The sequence below is a fragment of the Arthrobacter sp. TJ-238 genome (assembly GCF_058269215.1).
The window spans coordinates 642,377-657,244 of the sequence record NZ_JBZCNH010000001.1 but is presented as its reverse complement, the minus strand read 5'-3'; the positions used below and the strand labels follow the sequence as shown (position 1 = coordinate 657,244).

General features: G+C 71.6%; 18 protein-coding genes. 8 read left to right on the top strand and 10 right to left on the bottom strand.

Annotation, left to right across the window (positions count from 1 at the left end):
- Positions 1–81: 81 nt before the first annotated feature.
- A complete protein-coding gene (locus AC4D2O_RS03195) occupies positions 82–972 on the top strand; it encodes an aromatic alcohol reductase (protein WP_490905130.1) in 891 nt (296 codons plus the stop codon).
- 70 nt (positions 973–1,042) lie between these two features.
- The gene (locus AC4D2O_RS03190; protein WP_490905129.1) at positions 1,043–1,846 is read left to right on the top strand and encodes a putative protein N(5)-glutamine methyltransferase; all 804 of its coding nucleotides are present in this window, start codon (positions 1,043–1,045) and stop codon (positions 1,844–1,846) included.
- 9 nt (positions 1,847–1,855) lie between these two features.
- On the opposite strand, the gene AC4D2O_RS03185 is transcribed toward AC4D2O_RS03190, so the two are convergent.
- From AC4D2O_RS03185 to AC4D2O_RS03160, 6 genes are all read right to left on the bottom strand, one after another.
- Positions 1,856–2,488 (bottom strand): maleylpyruvate isomerase family mycothiol-dependent enzyme, encoded by a 633-nt coding sequence (locus AC4D2O_RS03185; RefSeq protein WP_490905128.1) that lies wholly within the window; start codon positions 2,486–2,488, stop codon positions 1,856–1,858.
- Positions 2,489–2,592: 104 nt separating this feature from the next.
- Entirely contained in the window at positions 2,593–3,369 is a 777-nt protein-coding gene (gene nagB, locus AC4D2O_RS03180) for a glucosamine-6-phosphate deaminase (RefSeq protein ID WP_490905187.1), read from the bottom strand.
- A 49-nt stretch (positions 3,370–3,418) separates the two neighbouring features.
- A complete protein-coding gene (locus AC4D2O_RS03175; RefSeq protein ID WP_490905127.1) occupies positions 3,419–4,060 on the bottom strand; it encodes a hypothetical protein in 642 nt (213 codons plus the stop codon).
- 162 nt (positions 4,061–4,222) lie between these two features.
- Positions 4,223–4,627 carry a DUF2834 domain-containing protein gene (locus AC4D2O_RS03170; protein WP_490905126.1) on the bottom strand — a complete coding sequence of 135 codons (405 nt, stop codon included), beginning with the start codon at positions 4,625–4,627 and terminating at the stop codon, positions 4,223–4,225.
- On the bottom strand, positions 4,624–5,619 hold the full coding sequence (locus AC4D2O_RS03165; protein WP_490905125.1) for a hypothetical protein: 996 nt from the start codon (positions 5,617–5,619) through the stop codon (positions 4,624–4,626). Before AC4D2O_RS03165 ends, AC4D2O_RS03170 begins: the two co-directional genes overlap by 4 nt.
- 17 nt (positions 5,620–5,636) lie before the next feature.
- Positions 5,637–6,269 (bottom strand): MerR family transcriptional regulator, encoded by a 633-nt coding sequence (locus AC4D2O_RS03160; protein WP_490905124.1) that lies wholly within the window; start codon positions 6,267–6,269, stop codon positions 5,637–5,639.
- Positions 6,270–6,408: 139 nt separating this feature from the next.
- Between AC4D2O_RS03160 and AC4D2O_RS03155 the strand changes: the two genes are divergently transcribed.
- From AC4D2O_RS03155 to AC4D2O_RS03135, 5 genes are all read left to right on the top strand, one after another.
- Positions 6,409–7,155 (top strand): ABC transporter ATP-binding protein, encoded by a 747-nt coding sequence (locus AC4D2O_RS03155; protein ID WP_490905123.1) that lies wholly within the window; start codon positions 6,409–6,411, stop codon positions 7,153–7,155.
- Positions 7,142–7,954: a hypothetical protein gene (locus AC4D2O_RS03150; RefSeq protein ID WP_490905122.1), complete on the top strand. Its 813-nt coding sequence runs from the start codon at positions 7,142–7,144 to the stop codon at positions 7,952–7,954. The genes AC4D2O_RS03155 and AC4D2O_RS03150 overlap by 14 nt, the downstream gene beginning before the upstream one ends.
- A 55-nt stretch (positions 7,955–8,009) precedes the next feature.
- Positions 8,010–9,329 carry a serine hydrolase domain-containing protein gene (locus tag AC4D2O_RS03145; RefSeq protein WP_490905121.1) on the top strand — a complete coding sequence of 440 codons (1,320 nt, stop codon included), beginning with the start codon at positions 8,010–8,012 and terminating at the stop codon, positions 9,327–9,329.
- Between the two features lie 74 nt (positions 9,330–9,403).
- A complete protein-coding gene (locus AC4D2O_RS03140) occupies positions 9,404–10,636 on the top strand; it encodes a sensor histidine kinase (RefSeq protein WP_490905186.1) in 1,233 nt (410 codons plus the stop codon).
- Positions 10,633–11,343, top strand: coding sequence for a response regulator transcription factor (locus AC4D2O_RS03135; RefSeq protein ID WP_490905120.1), 711 nt, complete (start codon positions 10,633–10,635; stop codon positions 11,341–11,343). Before AC4D2O_RS03140 ends, AC4D2O_RS03135 begins: the two co-directional genes overlap by 4 nt.
- 43 nt (positions 11,344–11,386) lie before the next feature.
- Here the strand turns inward: AC4D2O_RS03135 and AC4D2O_RS03130 are convergent, their stop codons facing one another.
- From AC4D2O_RS03130 to AC4D2O_RS03120, 3 genes are read right to left on the bottom strand one after another with little or no spacing between them, the layout of a single operon-like run.
- Positions 11,387–12,268, bottom strand: coding sequence for a DUF4031 domain-containing protein (locus tag AC4D2O_RS03130; RefSeq protein ID WP_490905119.1), 882 nt, complete (start codon positions 12,266–12,268; stop codon positions 11,387–11,389).
- 34 nt (positions 12,269–12,302) lie between these two features.
- A complete protein-coding gene (locus AC4D2O_RS03125; protein WP_490905118.1) occupies positions 12,303–12,596 on the bottom strand; it encodes a DUF4287 domain-containing protein in 294 nt (97 codons plus the stop codon).
- A 2-nt stretch (positions 12,597–12,598) separates the two neighbouring features.
- Positions 12,599–13,162 (bottom strand): dihydrofolate reductase family protein, encoded by a 564-nt coding sequence (locus AC4D2O_RS03120; protein ID WP_490905117.1) that lies wholly within the window; start codon positions 13,160–13,162, stop codon positions 12,599–12,601.
- A 124-nt stretch (positions 13,163–13,286) separates the two neighbouring features.
- Here AC4D2O_RS03120 and AC4D2O_RS03115 point away from each other — a divergent pair, with 124 nt between their 5' ends.
- Complete coding sequence (locus AC4D2O_RS03115) at positions 13,287–14,303, top strand: sigma-70 family RNA polymerase sigma factor (RefSeq protein ID WP_490905116.1); 1,017 nt, start codon at positions 13,287–13,289, stop codon at positions 14,301–14,303.
- Positions 14,304–14,355: 52 nt separating this feature from the next.
- On the opposite strand, the gene AC4D2O_RS03110 is transcribed toward AC4D2O_RS03115, so the two are convergent.
- Positions 14,356–14,844 (bottom strand): DUF1269 domain-containing protein, encoded by a 489-nt coding sequence (locus tag AC4D2O_RS03110; protein WP_490905115.1) that lies wholly within the window; start codon positions 14,842–14,844, stop codon positions 14,356–14,358.
- Positions 14,845–14,868 lie beyond the last annotated feature (24 nt).

Genomic DNA, 14,868 nt, shown 5'->3' with positions numbered 1-14,868 from the left:
CGAAGGCGTCCGCCAACCCGTACGACCGGTCTTCCGGTGCCGATCGACCCGCCCTTTCCTGCCCCTTCCGAAGGAAGTCCCATGTCACAGACCATCGTCATCGCAGGAGCCACCGGGGATCTCGGCGGGCGCATCGCCCGCGCGCTGCTCGACCAGGATGTCGAGGTGCGCGTGCTCACGAGGACCGCGAGCGATCCCGGCGCCTCCGACGCGCTGCGCTCCCTCGGGGCGAAGATCCTGCCGGTGGACTACGCGGACGCCGAGGAGCTGAAGAGCGCCATGGGCGGGGCCGACGCCGTCGTCTCGGCACTGAGCGGACTCGCGCCCGTCATCCTCGACAGCCAGACCCGGCTGCTGATGGCCGCGGTGGCCGCGGGCGTCCCGCGGTTCATCCCATCGGACTACTCGCTCGACCACACCACCATCAAGGACCGGTCGAACCGGAACCTCCAGCTCCGGAGGGACTTCCGCACCATCCTCGACGCCGCCCCGATCCGCGCCACCTCCGTGCTCAACGGCGCCTTCGCGGACATGCTGACGGGAGTGGCACCCCTGGTCCTCTTCGGGCGGAGGAAGGTCCTCTACTGGCACGACGCGGACCAGCCCATGGCCTTCACCACCAAGGACGACGTCGCGGCCTACACCGCGCGCGCCGCCCTCGACCCGGACGCGCCGAGGTTCCTCCGCATCGCCGGGGACACCGTCTCCTCGCGGGACCTGGCCGCGATCATGACCGACATCAGCGGCGAGCCCTACCGCCTGCTCTACGCCGGGAGCATCGGCTCCCTGCGCCTCATGGCCCGCGCAGGGCAGGCCTTCTCCGGGGCCTCGGAGGACCTGTACCCGGCCTGGCAGGGCATGCAGTACTTCGGCAACATGTTCAGCGGGGACGGCGCATTCTCCTTGCTGGACAACGACAGGTACGGGTCCCGCACCTGGACCTCCGCCCGCGAGGTGCTCGCGGAGCGCTGACCGCGCCACGGGTGGGTGGCATCGCGGGTATCGTCGTGCTGCCAGGCCGCCTTCGACGACGGGCCGTTCCATGCCGCACCACACGCCCTCCACTGCCGCGCTCCTCCGCCCCCCCGAGGCGGAGCTGACGGCGCGGCTGCGTGCTGCCGGCTGCGTGTTCGCGGAGGACGAGTCCCGGCTGCTGGTGGGGACCGGAGCGCCCGCCGACGTCCTCGCCGCGATGGTCGACCAGCGGGTGGCGGGCGTGCCGCTCGAGCACGTGCTGGGCTGGGTGGACTTCTGCGGGCTGCGCCTGGCGGTGGGGCCGGGGGTCTTCGTGCCCCGCCAGCGGTCCGCCTTCCTCGTCGAATGCGCGGCAGACCTGACGCCGGCGGGCGCCACGGTCCTCGACCTCTGCTGCGGGTGCGGGGCCCTCGGTGCCGCGCTCGCCCACACGGTGCAGCACGTGGAGCTCCACGCCTCGGACATCTCGGGCACCGCCGTCGGGCTCGCCCGGCGCAATCTCGCCGCCCTGCACGCGGAGCTCTACGTGGGGGACCTCTTCGAGCCGCTGCCCGCCGCCTTGCGCGGCACGGTCACGACGCTGCTCTGCAACACGCCCTACGTGCCGTCGTCGCGCCTGGGCACCCTGCCGCCCGAGGCGCGGGAGCACGAGCCCCTGGTCAGCCTCGACGGTGGGGACGACGGGCTGGAGCTGCAGCGGCGGGTCGCGGGGCAGGCCCGCGGATGGCTGGCACCGGGCGGGCACCTGCTGTTCGAGGTGGGCGAGGACCAGGCGACGGACAGCGTCCGCCTCCTCGCCGGCGCCGGGTTCCGGGCCTGGTCGAGGAGCCGGAAGGACATCGGCGCGACCGTGGTGATCGGGAAGGCGTGACGGCAGCGCTCAACTGACCGGGACGCCCAGTCTCGCCGCCAGGAGCGGAACGCCGGGTCCGCTGAGCCCCTGCAAGCCTGCGGGCCGTCCCGAGCCCGCGACCAGCAGGCCGAGTGCCGGTCCTTCCACCCGCTCGCCCGACCCGACCCTGGCTCCGGTATCGGTGGCCACGAGTTCCAGACCCGCCAGGCGTCTTCTGCCACCCGAGAGCGCATCCCGCGCCAGGTACTCCAGCGCGCCCTGCGCGCCGGGCGGCAGGGGTGGGCGCGGCAGGCCGAGGGGCTGCCGGATGTCCTCGCCGTGGACGACGATCTCGAGAAGGCGTGCGACGAAGGGGCCGGGCGGCGTCGTCGTGCTGGTGATCGTTGCCCGGAACCGCTCCAGTGTCTCGGCGGGTGTGCCCGCCCGATACGCCGCCACCTCCCGCGCGTTCGCCCGGTCGAAGTCGAAGCGGGACCGCAGGAGCGAGATCCAGAAACCCCTTCGGGTGGTCGCCGCGGAACCGGCCAGGTGCGCGACGACGTCGTGGACGTCCCATCCCTCGCACAACGACGGGGTGGCCCACTGCCGGTCCGTCAGAGCCTCGAGGTCCTCGGCGAGCGCCCGCCGCTCCTGGTGCACCGCGTGCCAGTCATCCGTCATCGTCCGGTCCTCACGTCGATCCTCACTTCGGTCCTCCTGCTGCCACTCTTCTGACGACGCGCGAGTTCTGGAATCATCGGCACCGGAAGCCGAGGGAAGGGCCGTCACTGCAGTTCGTCCTGCAGTGCCTGGGCCTCGCGGTAGTACTCCAGCAGGGTCAGCCGGCCTGCCGCCGCCGGGTCCAGCACGACGGCTGCCCTCGGGTGCAGCTGCAGCACCGACCCCGGGCAGAAGGCGCTGACCGGTCCCTCGACCATGGCCTGCACGGCGGAGGCCTTGGCCTCGCCGAGCGCCACGAGCACCGCCTGCCCGGACTCGCAGATGGTGCCGAGGCCCTGCGTCAGGCAGAGCTTCGGCACCTCCTCGCCGTCGCCCTCGAAGAAGCGGGAGTTCGCCGCGCGCGTGGCGCCCGACAGGGTCTTGACGCGCGTGCGGGAGCGAAGGGACGACGTCGGCTCGTTGAACCCGATATGCCCGTTGGCCCCCAGGCCGAGGAGCTGGACGTCGATGCCGCCGGCCTCCGCGATGGACGCGTCGTACCGGACCGCCTCCGCCGCGAGGTCCTCCGCGTCCCCGCGAGGCGTGTGCAGCCGACCCGGCGGGAGGTCCACGTGGTCCGTGAACTCGCGGCGGATGGTCGAGTGGTAGGACTGCGGGTGATGGGCGGGAAGGCCCGCGTACTCGTCGAGGGTGAAGGCTGTGACATCGCCGAACCGGAGGCCCTCCTCCCGGTGCCTCCGGATGAGCTCGGCGTAGGTGGATGCCGGCGAGCCGCCCGTGGCGAGCCCGAGGACGGCCGGGCCCAGCCGCACGCGCGCCTCGACCAGGTCTGCGGCCCGCCGTCCCACCTGCTCCTCGGAGTCACAGAGGATGATCTGCACCATGCGGTCCCTTCGTCGCGCGTCCCGCCCCCGGGACGGTCCCCTCCGATCAACCGTAGGCCCGCAGCGCGGACAGCACGACGACGACATCGGCGCCGTACTCCGCGTCCATCCGTGCCTGGAACGTGCCGTCGTCGTACACGACGGTGACGACGACGAAGCCGCGCTCCGTCCCGGCCGTGAGTACGTAGCCTTCATGGCCCGCGAAGACCGCCCGCTGGATGCGCTCGAGCTCGTGCCGAGCTGTGATGCCCTGCCTCCCGGCGAGCGGGTCGTCGAACGGCGGGGCGTCGTAGAGCGAGAGCGGGATGGGCACCCCCGTCCTCGTGAAGGCGGTGCCGTCCCAGGTCCCGGTCACCGCGTAGGCACCCCACGTCACACCGGACGCTGACTCGAACCCGCCGGCGAGGTCCCAGTCCCAGTTCAGGACGGGCGGACCGCTGCACTGGGGTGGGTAGGATTCCATGACGCCGCCGAGGCAGAACGCGGGAGGCGCGTCCCCGCCCTGCAGTACGGTGCCCTGGCCGATCACCTCGCCGTCCGCCGCCGGAGCGGCGATCGCACCCGAGGCCGCGGGGTCGGCCGCGCCGAACCCGTCCCCGCCCGTCCCCGGGGAATCCCCCGGCGTTGCGCACGCTGAAAGCAGGATCGCGGTGAGCGCCGCGACGCCGAGACGGGCCGGCCATGTCATGCACCCATGATCGGCCCCTCCTCGCGCCGTCGCCACGCCCGGCGCGAATAGGCGCCGAACCGTGACGGGCGCGGGCCGCATGCCGGGTACGTCCGCTACCGCCCCGCGATCTCGAGGTGCCGGAGGCACGCCCGGTCCGGGTCCTGGAGCCCGGCGAGTGCGTCATCGATGGATCCCATGGCCCGTCCTTCCTGGCGGGGCGGGGCGTCCGTCCGGTGCCGTGCGGGCGAGCTGCAGCTCCCGCAGCATGAGGAACAGCGGCAGTGCGAAGGCGAGTGCCACCACGAAGGTGAGCGGGATGAACAGCAGCCATCGCCGGCGCCACCCGAGCCGACGCCCCTCGACACCGTAGAAGATGCAGGCCGCGAGCGCGGCCACGATGACGTCCACGGCCGCGGAGGAACTCGCCGGGTTGGCGAACCACGCCTCGAGGTAGGTGCCGTCGGTGCCCCGGTACGCGAGGTTGAAGTACCAGGTGCCGAGCAGCCCGGCGCCGGACAGCACCGCGTAGGCCACGACGACGGCGAGGGTGCGGGCCGGCAGCGGCTGCCGGGTGCCGGCGGTCATGCCGCACCGCCGGCCGCCGGCAGGGCGGCGGGTTCGAATGGGCCGGTGCCCCGGTCCCGTCCCCGCGCCAGGATCACCGCGATCGACAGGGCCGCCAGGAGCAGCAGGGCAGAAGAGCCCAGCACGACGTCCGGGCTCGGATCCACCACGGACTGTCCGGCGAGGGCCTGCAGCGTGAGGACCGCGACGACGGCGGTGTAGAGCGCGGCGAGCACCCGGACGACCCGCCGCCGCACCGAGGGATCCTTCAGGGCGGACACACGACGTGCCGCCAGCTCGATCAGGACGGCGCTGATCGGCAACAGCTGCAGGGCGTGCATGCCGACGAAGTGCGGCACGCGGAGGTCCCCCGCCACGGTGCTCCAGCCGAGGAGGAACAGGCCGGCACCGCCATCGGCCGCCCCGACCGTGTGTGCCCCGGAGACGCCCTGCCAGTTCCCCAGTTGCGCGGCCGTCGGGGTGGTCATCAGGAACCCGAGGGCCATGCCGGCCAGGCCGATGACCACACCGGCCCGCACGGCGGTGGAGCGCGCCGGGTCGGCGCCCTTCACCCGGAACAGGAGGACGCCCACGATCAGCGAGGCCAGCCAGAGCACGACGATCGAGATCGCCATGACTTGCCACAGCACCGTGCTCAGTGGAGTGGCGACGTTGAAGTGGCTCGTGGTGTCGGCGAGGACGGCGCCGACGACGATGACCATCTCGACGAGGACGGCCGCGGCCGCCAGCGTCCCCAGCCACCACGCCAGGCGCACCCTCGAGCGCACCTGCCCGATCAGCCAGGACAGCGTCAGGGCGTAGAGGAAGAACGAGATCGAGAACTTCAGGGGCTTGGCCCATGCGGGCGCCCCCACGATCTCGCGGGGGTCGGCGACGAGACCTGCCAGGCTCACGAGACCGGTGAGGGCCATCAGTGCGGCCAGGAGCAGGAGCGGTCCGTGCCAGGGCACGGCGGCCAGGGGCAGGCGGGCGGCGTTCACGGTGTGCTGCATGAGTCCTCCTCGGGACTTCAGCGGGCGGGCGGGGCCCCTGCGTCGCCTACGGCGTACCGGGTGTACGCGACGTGCTGCTGGGCCGCGCGGCGGAGGCCGGCGAACAGCGCGTCTCCGAGCACGGTGCCGACGACGACCGTCTCGGCTTTCGCGCTCCGCCCCTCCTGGGCGTCCACCAGGTCGAGATCGGCCTCCGCGACGGCGAGCGCCGCATCGGCGTACCGCCGGTACCATTCGTCCGTCGCGTTCAGGCCGGAGTCCTGGAGGGCGGTGAGTGCGGCGGCGGCGTCGTAGCGTCCACAGCCGTTCGGGTCGACGTGCCAGTCCTCGAGGAGCGAGTCGACCCGCTCCAGCTCCGCATCCCGGACCGCAGTCCGGTCGGCCACCCGGGTGGCGGCCCGCTGCGCGACACCGAAGGTCTCGATCAGCGGGCGGTCGGAGTCGATGGCGTCGAGGACGTCGCCGGCCGCGGCAAGACTCAGCCGACCGAGCTTGACGAGCGCCTGGATCAGCTTCAGGCGGCGGAGGTGGGTCAGGCCGTACTGCGCCTGATTCGGACTGGTCCGCGTCCCCGGGGAGAGAAGCCCCTCCCGGAGGTAGAGCTTGATCGTCGCGACGGGGATGGAACTCGCTTCGCTGAGCTGGGCCATCCGCATATGGATACCTTAGCTATCGGATATTCCTGATGTCCATAGTCTCGGTGCCACGGAGCGGACTGTCCGTTCGGACAGTCGGGAGACTGTCCCTGCGGCCGGGGTGCCGGGAGCTCCCGACGGACAGGCTTGAGGCATGGACAATCCCACTCCCCCACCCCTCGCCGTGCGGCACCTCCGGAAGTCGTTCCACGGGGTCCAGCGCGTCGAGGACGTCACCTTCACCGTCGGCGCCGGGCGTATCGTCGGCCTGCTCGGCCCGAACGGCGCCGGCAAGACGACGAGCATCCGCATGCTCCTGGGCCTCGTCGCCGCCGACTCGGGCGAAGCGCTCGTCCTCGGCAAGCCCTACCGTGCTCTGACGGATCCCCTCCGGCAGGTCGGCGCCGTGCTGGATGCCGGCGGCCTCCACCCGGGCCGGACTGCCCGCGAACATCTGCGCATCGGCGCGGCCCAGGGCCGGTTCGCCGCCCGGCGCGTGGACGAGGTGCTCGAGACCGTGGACCTGGCGGCCGACGCCGGACGCACGATCCGCGACTACTCCCTCGGCATGCGCCAGCGGGTGGCGATCGCCACCGCACTCCTCGGTGCGCCACGGATCCTGGTGCTCGACGAACCCGCCAACGGTCTCGACCCCGCCGGTATCCACTGGCTGAAGCAGTACCTGCGCACCTTCGCGGACGGCGGCGGCAGCGTCCTGCTGTCCTCGCACATGCTCTCCGACGTCGCCCGGATCGCCGACGACGTCGTGATCATCGCGGGCGGGCGTGTCCGCTCCGCCCTCTCCCTCGACGAGGCCCTCGCGAGCTCCGGAGGCGACCTCGAGCAGTACTACCTCTCCCTGACCGGCACGGACGAAAGGGCTCCCCATGCTGCGCGCTGAGATCCTGAAACTGACCACGAACACCGCGACCAGGGTTGCGGTCCTCATCGCCGCCCTGGGTCTGGTCCTGACGCAACTCGCCTTCACCCTCCTGCTCCCCGCCCTGCGCGAGGACGGAGCAGCCGGAGCGGACGTCACGGCGGAAATCCCGGTCATCGACCTGGGGCTGGCGGAGAACCAGCTGGCCGCCCTGAATCCGTTCGGAGCATCGATGGGCACGGGATCGATCGGCGTCGTGATCGTCGCCGTCGTCCTGCTCGGCGTCCTGGCCGGAACCGGTGACTTCCGGTACGGGGGAATCACGGGTGCGGCACTGGCCGAGCCGAGAAGGTCCCGCATCGTCCTCGCGAAGGCCGGCGCAGCAGCCGCCACCGGCGCCGTGACGGGAGTACTCCTGGCAGCGGCGGCGCTCCTGACCCTCGGCGCCACCCTCCTCATCCGGAGCACGGCCTTCACCGCTCCCCTGCCGCAGGTCCTCGGCCTCCTCGGCGGCGGAGTACTCGCCGTCACGCTCCTGACCCTCGTAGGGCTGGCCGTCGGCCTGATCCTGCGCAACCAGCTCGCCGCCGTGCTCGTGATGCTCGGCGCCCTGGTGGTCGAACCGGTGCTCATGTCGATCGTGCAGCTCACCACGGGAACCCTGCCCGTCTGGGTACAGCTGCTGCCGGTGTCCCTGTCCCAGGCGGCCGTCGGATCCGGCACAGCCAAGGCACCCGGCACAGCCCTCGCGGCGCTCGCCGCCCTGGCCGTGATCGCGGTGGCACTCTCGGCGCTCACCCTTCGTCGCCGGGACCTCTGACCCTCCGCTGCCCCCTTCCCTTCCACCGACCCGAACCCGGAAAGATATGATCCCCATGCCTGCATCGCCCTCCACCACCCCCGCCATCACCTCCCGCACCGAGCGCTCCCCCCTGGCCCGCTGGGCCGCCGTCGCCCTCGCCGCCGCCCTGACGGCCGGTAGTGGGGCCACCCTGCTCCAGCCCGGCTTCCTCGAACCGGCGCAGGCCTCCGCAGCCACCCCGGCCGGCGCCTCCGCGGCAGCCCCGGCCGGCGCCTCCGCGGCAGCCCCGGCCGGCGCCTCCGCGCCCGAGCGACAGGCCGCCCCGGCCGCCGCCGTCGTGCAGGAGCAGCTGCAGAAGCTCGTCGACGCCGGGTATCCGTCCGCCTCCGCGGCGGTCACGAGACCGGACGGGACCACCCTCACGCTTGCGGCCGGCACCGGGAACCTCGCCACCGGTGAAGCCGCCCCCGCCGACGGGCAGGTCCGCATCGCCAGCAACACGAAGATGTTCGTCAGTACCGTCGTCCTGCAGCTCGCCGAGGAGGGAGTGCTCGTGCTCGACGAGCCCGTCGGGACCTATCTCCCGGGACTCGTGTCGGGCGAGGGGATCGACGGCGGAAACATCACCGTCCGTCAGCTGCTGCAGCACACCAGCGGGCTGCCCGAGTACGCCGACCAGATCGCCGCGGATGCCTTCGGCGCGCAGCACACCTACATCTCGCCGCGGGACATGCTCGACATCGCCCTCGGGAAGCCGGCGGTCTTCGCCCCCGGCGCGCGGTGGGAGTACAGCAACACCAACTACCTGGTCCTCGGGCTGATCGTCGAGCGCCTCACCGAACGCCCGCTGTACGAGGAGATCGAGCGTCGCATCGTCGAGCCGCTCCAGCTCGTGAACACCTACCTGCCCGTCCCGGGCGAGCAGCAGCTGCGCGGCACACATCCCCTCGGCTACCACGTCGACGCCGTCGGCGAGCTGAAGGACATCACCACCATGGACCCGGCGTTCGCCTGGGCCGCCGGCGCCATGGTCTCCACCCCGAGCGAGCTCAACACCTTCATGAAGGCACTCCTCGCCGGTAACCTCGTGGACCGGGCGAGCCTCGCCGAGATGCAGGCCACCGTGCCGGCGGGGGACGAGCTGTGGCCCGAGGCCACCTACGGGCTCGGCCTGCAGTCCTACCCGCTGACCGGCGGCGGCACGGCCTGGGGACACGGTGGGGACATCCCGGGCACCCAGACCCGCAACGCCGTCGGCCCCGACGGGACCGCCGTCACCATCGCGGTGACCGCCCTGCCCTGGGCGATCGTCGACCCTACCGACGAAGCCACGCTCCTGGCCCGGTACAAGATCGTCGTCGACGCCCTCGACGTGATCCTGCAGGCCGGGTGAGGACCGGGAAGGACCACGGACGCACCGGCGCGCAGACCGCGCCGGTGCGTCCGTGGTTGACTCGTTCCGTGCGGATGATCAGGGACGGCGGACAGAGCGCGCCACGGCGGAATCCGGTGTTCCCGCTGGTGGTCCTCCTCGCAGCGGTCCTTCATCTCGTCGCGGGGGCCGCCGGAATCCTGGAGCCGGCCCAGGGCCTGCTCCTCACCGTCCTGCAGGCCGTGCTCGTCGCCGGGCAGGCAGTCGCGCTGCTGTACCGCTGGACGGCGCCGGTGCCGGCCTTCGTCGCCGTCGTCCTGCTGCACTCGGTGCTGCTCGCCTCCAGCGCCGCCGAACTCGGTATCGGCAGCCTGGCCCTGATGCTCGCCGCCTTCCACCTGGTCCGTCGGGCGGCCCGGCCGCCGGCGTTCCGGGTGCTCGTGGCGATGGCCGTCCTCAGCAGCGCCGTCGCGATGATCGCGGCACTCCTCGCCGGCCACCTGCCCGTCCCGGCGGTGCTCGGCCTGATCGCCGCGCGGGTGGTCTTCGAGTACCTGGTGCCCGCCCTGGCCGCGGAGTTCAGCCGCGGACGGTCGCAGCTCCGGGACGCGGCGCGCGAGCGCGAGCAGTTCACCGAACGCGAGCGCTCCTACCTGATGGAGCAGGACCGGCGGGCGGAGCGCACGGCACTCGCCCGCGAACTCCACGACATCGCCGGTCACCACCTGTCCGGCATCATCGTGAGCGCCCAGGCGGCCGGAGCCCTGATCGCGTCCGATCCCGAACGGAGCCGCACGATGCTCCGCGAGCTGGAGGACGAGGCCCGAGCGACCATGGCGGATCTCCGGGGGACCGTGGGCCTGCTGCGGCCGGACGAGAACCCGAAGGACGGCGGCGGACGCACGACCGTCGGCATCCCGGGACTGGGTGATCTGCCGTCCCTCCTCGACGCGGCAGCCGGACGAGGTCAGCGCGTCTCCTTCAGCGTCACCGGGGACCCGTACCGCGTCGGACCCGTAGCGGAGGCCTCCATCTACAGGACGGTGCAGGAATCCCTGACGAACGCTGCACGCCATGCACCGGACGCCGACTGCACCGTGTCCATCGAGTACCGACCGGACGAGCTGGTGGTCATCGTGAAGAACGCACCGGCGTCCGGTCCTCCTGCGCATGCGGCGGAGAGGAGGCCGGGAGGACAGGGCTACGGGCTCGTCGGGATGAACGAGCGTGCCGATCTGATCGGGGCCGACCTCGAGACCGGTCCCACCGCCGGGGGCGGCTGGCGGAACCGGCTCCGCATCCCGCACCCGGGCAGGGGACGATCGTGATCCGGGTCGTCGTCGCGGACGACCAGGTCATCGTCCGCACCGGACTGTCCATCCTGCTCGGTGCGGCGGAGGACATCACGGTGGTCGGCGAATCCGCGAACGGTGAGGAGGCCGTCCGCCTGACCAGGTCGCTCCGACCCGACGTCGTCTGCATGGACATCCGGATGCCGGGCATGGACGGCATCACCGCCACGGGAGCCATCACGGCGGACGACTCCCTGCACAGCGGAGTCCTGATCCTCACGACCTTCGACATCGACGACGACATCTTCTCGGCGCTCGAGGCGGGCGCCGCCGGGTTCCTGCTCAAGGGTGCGGACGAGGGGACGCTGCTCGACGCCGTGCGTTCCGTCGCCCGCGGGGACGGGACGCTCGACCAGCGGCTGACGCGACGGATCCTGCGGGAGTTCGGGAACCGACGGCAGGCTACGCCGCCGGCACCTCACGCATCCCCGGCGTCCCCGGCGTCCCCGGACGGGCGGCTCGCCGCACCCCTTCCCACACCCCTCACCGCACGCGAGCTCGATGTCCTCCACCTACTGGCAGAAGGCCGCTCCACCGCGGAGATGGCCGCACACCTCTTCGTCGAGCAGACCACGGTGAAATACCACCTCGCGGGGCTGCTGCAGAAGACGGCATCCCGGGATCGCCTGCAGGCGGTGCTCTGGGGTTTCCGGAACGGCCTGGTCGAGCTGCCGGACCGCTGAGCCACCGCCGCGCGGGACACGACTTCCCGCCGACCGACAGACATCAGCCCAGGAGGTCGAGTTCGTGCTGCAGGTTCCGCAGCGCGCGGTCACCCCAGCGCTGCCTGCCCGTCGTCGTCCGGAACAGTGGATCGAGGGCGATCAGCTGCGTCAGGACCGACCGCCGTCCCTCGATGAATGCCGCATCGGGAATATGTGCGTACTCGTCTCGGACGGCGGCGGCATACCGCTGGTACTCGGACTCCGATCCACCCAGCACCGCCAGATCCGCGTCGCACAGGAGCTGCCCCGCGCGGTCACCCTCCACCGGATCGTGGTCGATCGTCAGCAGGACGAGCCGCTCGACCTCTCGCACCTCCGACGAAGGGATCACCCCCGCCAGGCGCTTCACGGCGAGACCCGCCGAGGCCCGTTCGTCGTCGCCCGCCACCCCCTGGTACACGGCGTCGTGGAACCACGCGGCGAGCAGCAGCGGGCGCCGCAGGGCACCGTCCGGAGGATCGAGCAGGACATCGAGTGCCTCGAGGACGGCGAGGAGGTGTGTCGGCGTATGGTATCTCCGGTGCTGTTCCCCCCATCTGTCGAGGAGCTCCTCCCCCAGGGCCGAATCCTGCGGGAGCACCGTCGCCCAGCGCGTGGCCAGTGCCGCGCGGAGTTTCGGGCCCCGCCGTCGCGCGGGTATCCGCAGTCCACTCGCGATCAGCGCCCGCACCAGGTCGGTGCCGCTGACCTCCTCGGCTCCGCGGTCGACCAGCTCGCGGTACCGGCGCGCCGGCACGTCGTAGTGGTCCTCGTCGAACGCTCGCCGCGGGATACCGGCAGCCTCGGCGAAGGCATGGAGTTCCCGGAGCGACGACGTCGACACCAGGTGCGAAAAGACCGTCCCATGGGCGGGCCAGGACGGAGGATCGATGAGCACTGCCATGGGCAGCAGTCTAGGGTCGGGCCGTGGCCGTCCGTCACGGAGCAGGCTTCGTCGCCACCCCGTCGAGCCACAGCTCCGTCGATACGTCCGCATGGGTGCCGCCGCTCCCCACGTGCTTCCCGCTGATGGCCGGTCCGTTCCTGATGACGTGGACGAGTGCCATGGCGTGTCCCCGACCGAGGCCGTGCTCCTCCTTCAGCCATGCGACGATCCCACCCGCCGTCGCGCCGGGACCGCGGAAGCCCCGGTCGTCCGCCTGCTCGAGGAGCTGCCGCGGGGTGAGTCCCGTCTTCGCCTCGATGGCGTCGAGATATGCCTGGAAGGACATGATTACTCCCCAGAGGTCTCGGGACGGAGGGCGTAGGACGCGAGGACGTTGCCCTTGCTCGTCGTCGTCAGCTCCTGCAACTCCAGTCTCGTGACGGGATCGGTCGGCTCGAACAGGTGGCGGCCGGCGCCGGCCACCACCGGATGGATCATCAGCATCAGTGAGTCGAGGAGTCCGGCGAACAGGAGTTGGCGGACCAGCGAGATGCTGGCACAGACGGCGATGTCGCCGCCGTCGGTTTGCTTCAGCGCCCGCACGAAGTCCTCGAGCGGGCGGTCCATGAGTGAGGCTTTCGTCCAGCCGAGCTCACCCGACAGCGTACGGGAGGCCACGAACTTCTCGACCGGGTTGATGAACGCACCGAAGGGATCGGTGGCCTCGGCCCGGGGCCAGTAGTCCGCCCACTCCTCGTAGCCGTGACGGCCGAGGAGCACGGTGTCCACCCTGCTGATCATGGCACCCATGCCGGCCCCGAGCTCCGCATCGAAGCTGTCGAACTGCCAGAGATGGGGGGATTCGACCACTCCGTCCACGGAGGAGAAAAGGCCTGCTGTGAGTCTGCGCATCGGGGCTCCCGTCGATGGTGGTGTCCCCAGTAGACGTCACGGCGGGCCCGGAATCATCGGCGACGCCAAACTTTTCGCGCAGCCCACCTCCCGCACCGGTGCAGCCGTCGCTACGCTCGGATGCATGCAGCCCGCCACCAGCACCCGGGGAACCCCGTCCGAGGCCGACGACGCCGTCCCGTTCGAGCAACTCCTGGAAGCGTCACGGCGCGAGCTGACGGGCTACTGCTACCGGATGCTCGGAGCCGCGTCCGAGGCCGAGGACGCCGTGCAGGAGACCATGATCAAGGCATGGTCCAAGCGGGAATCCTTCGCCGGCCAGTCGTCCCTCCGCACCTGGCTCTACCGGATCGCCCACAACGTCTGCGTGGACATGCTCCGGAGCCCTCAGCGCCGCGCCCGGCCCATGGACCTCGGGCCCTCCACGCGGACGGCGGACGCCGTGCTCGGCGCACCGCTGACCGAGAGCGTCTTCGTGCAGCCCATCTCCGATGCCCGCGTGATCGACCTGGCCGGTGATCCCGCGAACGTCGCGGAAGCCCGCGACACGGTCCGCCTGGCCTTCGTGGCGGCCCTGCAGCACCTGCCCCCGCTCCAGCGCAGCGCGCTCATCCTCTGCGAAGTGCTCCGCTGGTCCGCCGCGGAGGTCGCCGCGCTGCTCGAGGTGACCACGGCGTCGATCAACAGCGCACTGCAGCGTGCCCGCAAGACGATGGCCGGCTACGAGCCCGCGACGCCCATGCCCCTCGAGGACCCCGCGCACAAGGCCCTCCTCGCGCGGTACCTGGAAGCCTTCGAGTCCTACGACATGGACGTGCTCGTATCGCTGCTGCGCGACGACGTGGTCCTCTCCATGCCGCCCTTCGACCTGTGGCTCAGCGGTCCCGACGACGTCATCGGCTGGTTCGTCGGCAAGGGCAGCGTCTGCGAGAACGGCCGCCTCATCCCCCTCGACGTCAACGGTGCCGGTGGTTTCGCCAACTACCACTTCGTGGAGCCGGGCCTCTGGGAGCCGTGGGCCATCCAGGTCATCGAGACGGACGGCGAGCGAATCACGGGCCACCACAACTTCCTGTACCCGGAGATGTTCGCGGCGTTCGGGCTCCCCCCGGTCATCGACGAACGGGGGGCCACGGCCTAGCCGTTGCGCCGCGCGCCGGCCGCACGGCACGGCCTGCGGGCACGGCCGCCTCTCACTCGGGGGCGAAGGCCGCGCGCAGCGCGTTCTCGTCGTCGTGGCTCAGATTGGTCTCGAGCAGTTCCGCCTGCACGCCGCGGAATGCCTCCGCCACGCGATCCGGCACTGCGTCGGAGGAGAGGAGGAACAGCGCCGAGGTGCCGGGGGTGACCTTCTCGCGGATCCGCTTGATGAACGAGTCGTCGATCCCGACATCGGCGAGGGAACCGCTGAGGGCACCTGCCGCCGCGCCGACCGCCATGCCGAGCAGCGGCACGAAGAAGAGGATGCCGAACAGGAAGCCCCAGAAGGATCCGCCGAGGGCCCCGGCACCGGTGAGGTCGTCGAGTTGCCGCGTCTTCGGCTTCTTGGCGTCCTGGGCCCAGGAGACGACTGCGGCGTCGTGCACGCGGATGAGTTCCTTGGCCTGCAGGTCGAGCAGCAGCTGCTGCGCCCCGCTCGCGCCGTCGGCGTCGTCGAATTTCCACACGGACAGAGTTGCCATGGTTCTTCCTTCCTGGGGGCTCGG

Coding starts and splice junctions, on each gene's coding strand:
- AC4D2O_RS03195 (WP_490905130.1), top strand. CDS start 82: ATGTCACAGACCATCGTCATCGCAGGAGCCACCGGGGATCTCGGCGGG.
- AC4D2O_RS03190 (WP_490905129.1), top strand. CDS start 1,043: ATGCCGCACCACACGCCCTCCACTGCCGCGCTCCTCCGCCCCCCCGAG.
- AC4D2O_RS03185 (WP_490905128.1), bottom strand. CDS start 2,488: ATGACGGATGACTGGCACGCGGTGCACCAGGAGCGGCGGGCGCTCGCC.
- AC4D2O_RS03175 (WP_490905127.1), bottom strand. CDS start 4,060: ATGACATGGCCGGCCCGTCTCGGCGTCGCGGCGCTCACCGCGATCCTG.
- AC4D2O_RS03170 (WP_490905126.1), bottom strand. CDS start 4,627: ATGACCGCCGGCACCCGGCAGCCGCTGCCGGCCCGCACCCTCGCCGTC.
- AC4D2O_RS03165 (WP_490905125.1), bottom strand. CDS start 5,619: ATGCAGCACACCGTGAACGCCGCCCGCCTGCCCCTGGCCGCCGTGCCC.
- AC4D2O_RS03160 (WP_490905124.1), bottom strand. CDS start 6,269: ATGGCCCAGCTCAGCGAAGCGAGTTCCATCCCCGTCGCGACGATCAAG.
- AC4D2O_RS03155 (WP_490905123.1), top strand. CDS start 6,409: ATGGACAATCCCACTCCCCCACCCCTCGCCGTGCGGCACCTCCGGAAG.
- AC4D2O_RS03150 (WP_490905122.1), top strand. CDS start 7,142: ATGCTGCGCGCTGAGATCCTGAAACTGACCACGAACACCGCGACCAGG.
- AC4D2O_RS03145 (WP_490905121.1), top strand. CDS start 8,010: ATGCCTGCATCGCCCTCCACCACCCCCGCCATCACCTCCCGCACCGAG.
- AC4D2O_RS03140 (WP_490905186.1), top strand. CDS start 9,404: ATGATCAGGGACGGCGGACAGAGCGCGCCACGGCGGAATCCGGTGTTC.
- AC4D2O_RS03130 (WP_490905119.1), bottom strand. CDS start 12,268: ATGGCAGTGCTCATCGATCCTCCGTCCTGGCCCGCCCATGGGACGGTC.
- AC4D2O_RS03125 (WP_490905118.1), bottom strand. CDS start 12,596: ATGTCCTTCCAGGCATATCTCGACGCCATCGAGGCGAAGACGGGACTC.
- AC4D2O_RS03120 (WP_490905117.1), bottom strand. CDS start 13,162: ATGCGCAGACTCACAGCAGGCCTTTTCTCCTCCGTGGACGGAGTGGTC.
- AC4D2O_RS03115 (WP_490905116.1), top strand. CDS start 13,287: ATGCAGCCCGCCACCAGCACCCGGGGAACCCCGTCCGAGGCCGACGAC.
- AC4D2O_RS03110 (WP_490905115.1), bottom strand. CDS start 14,844: ATGGCAACTCTGTCCGTGTGGAAATTCGACGACGCCGACGGCGCGAGC.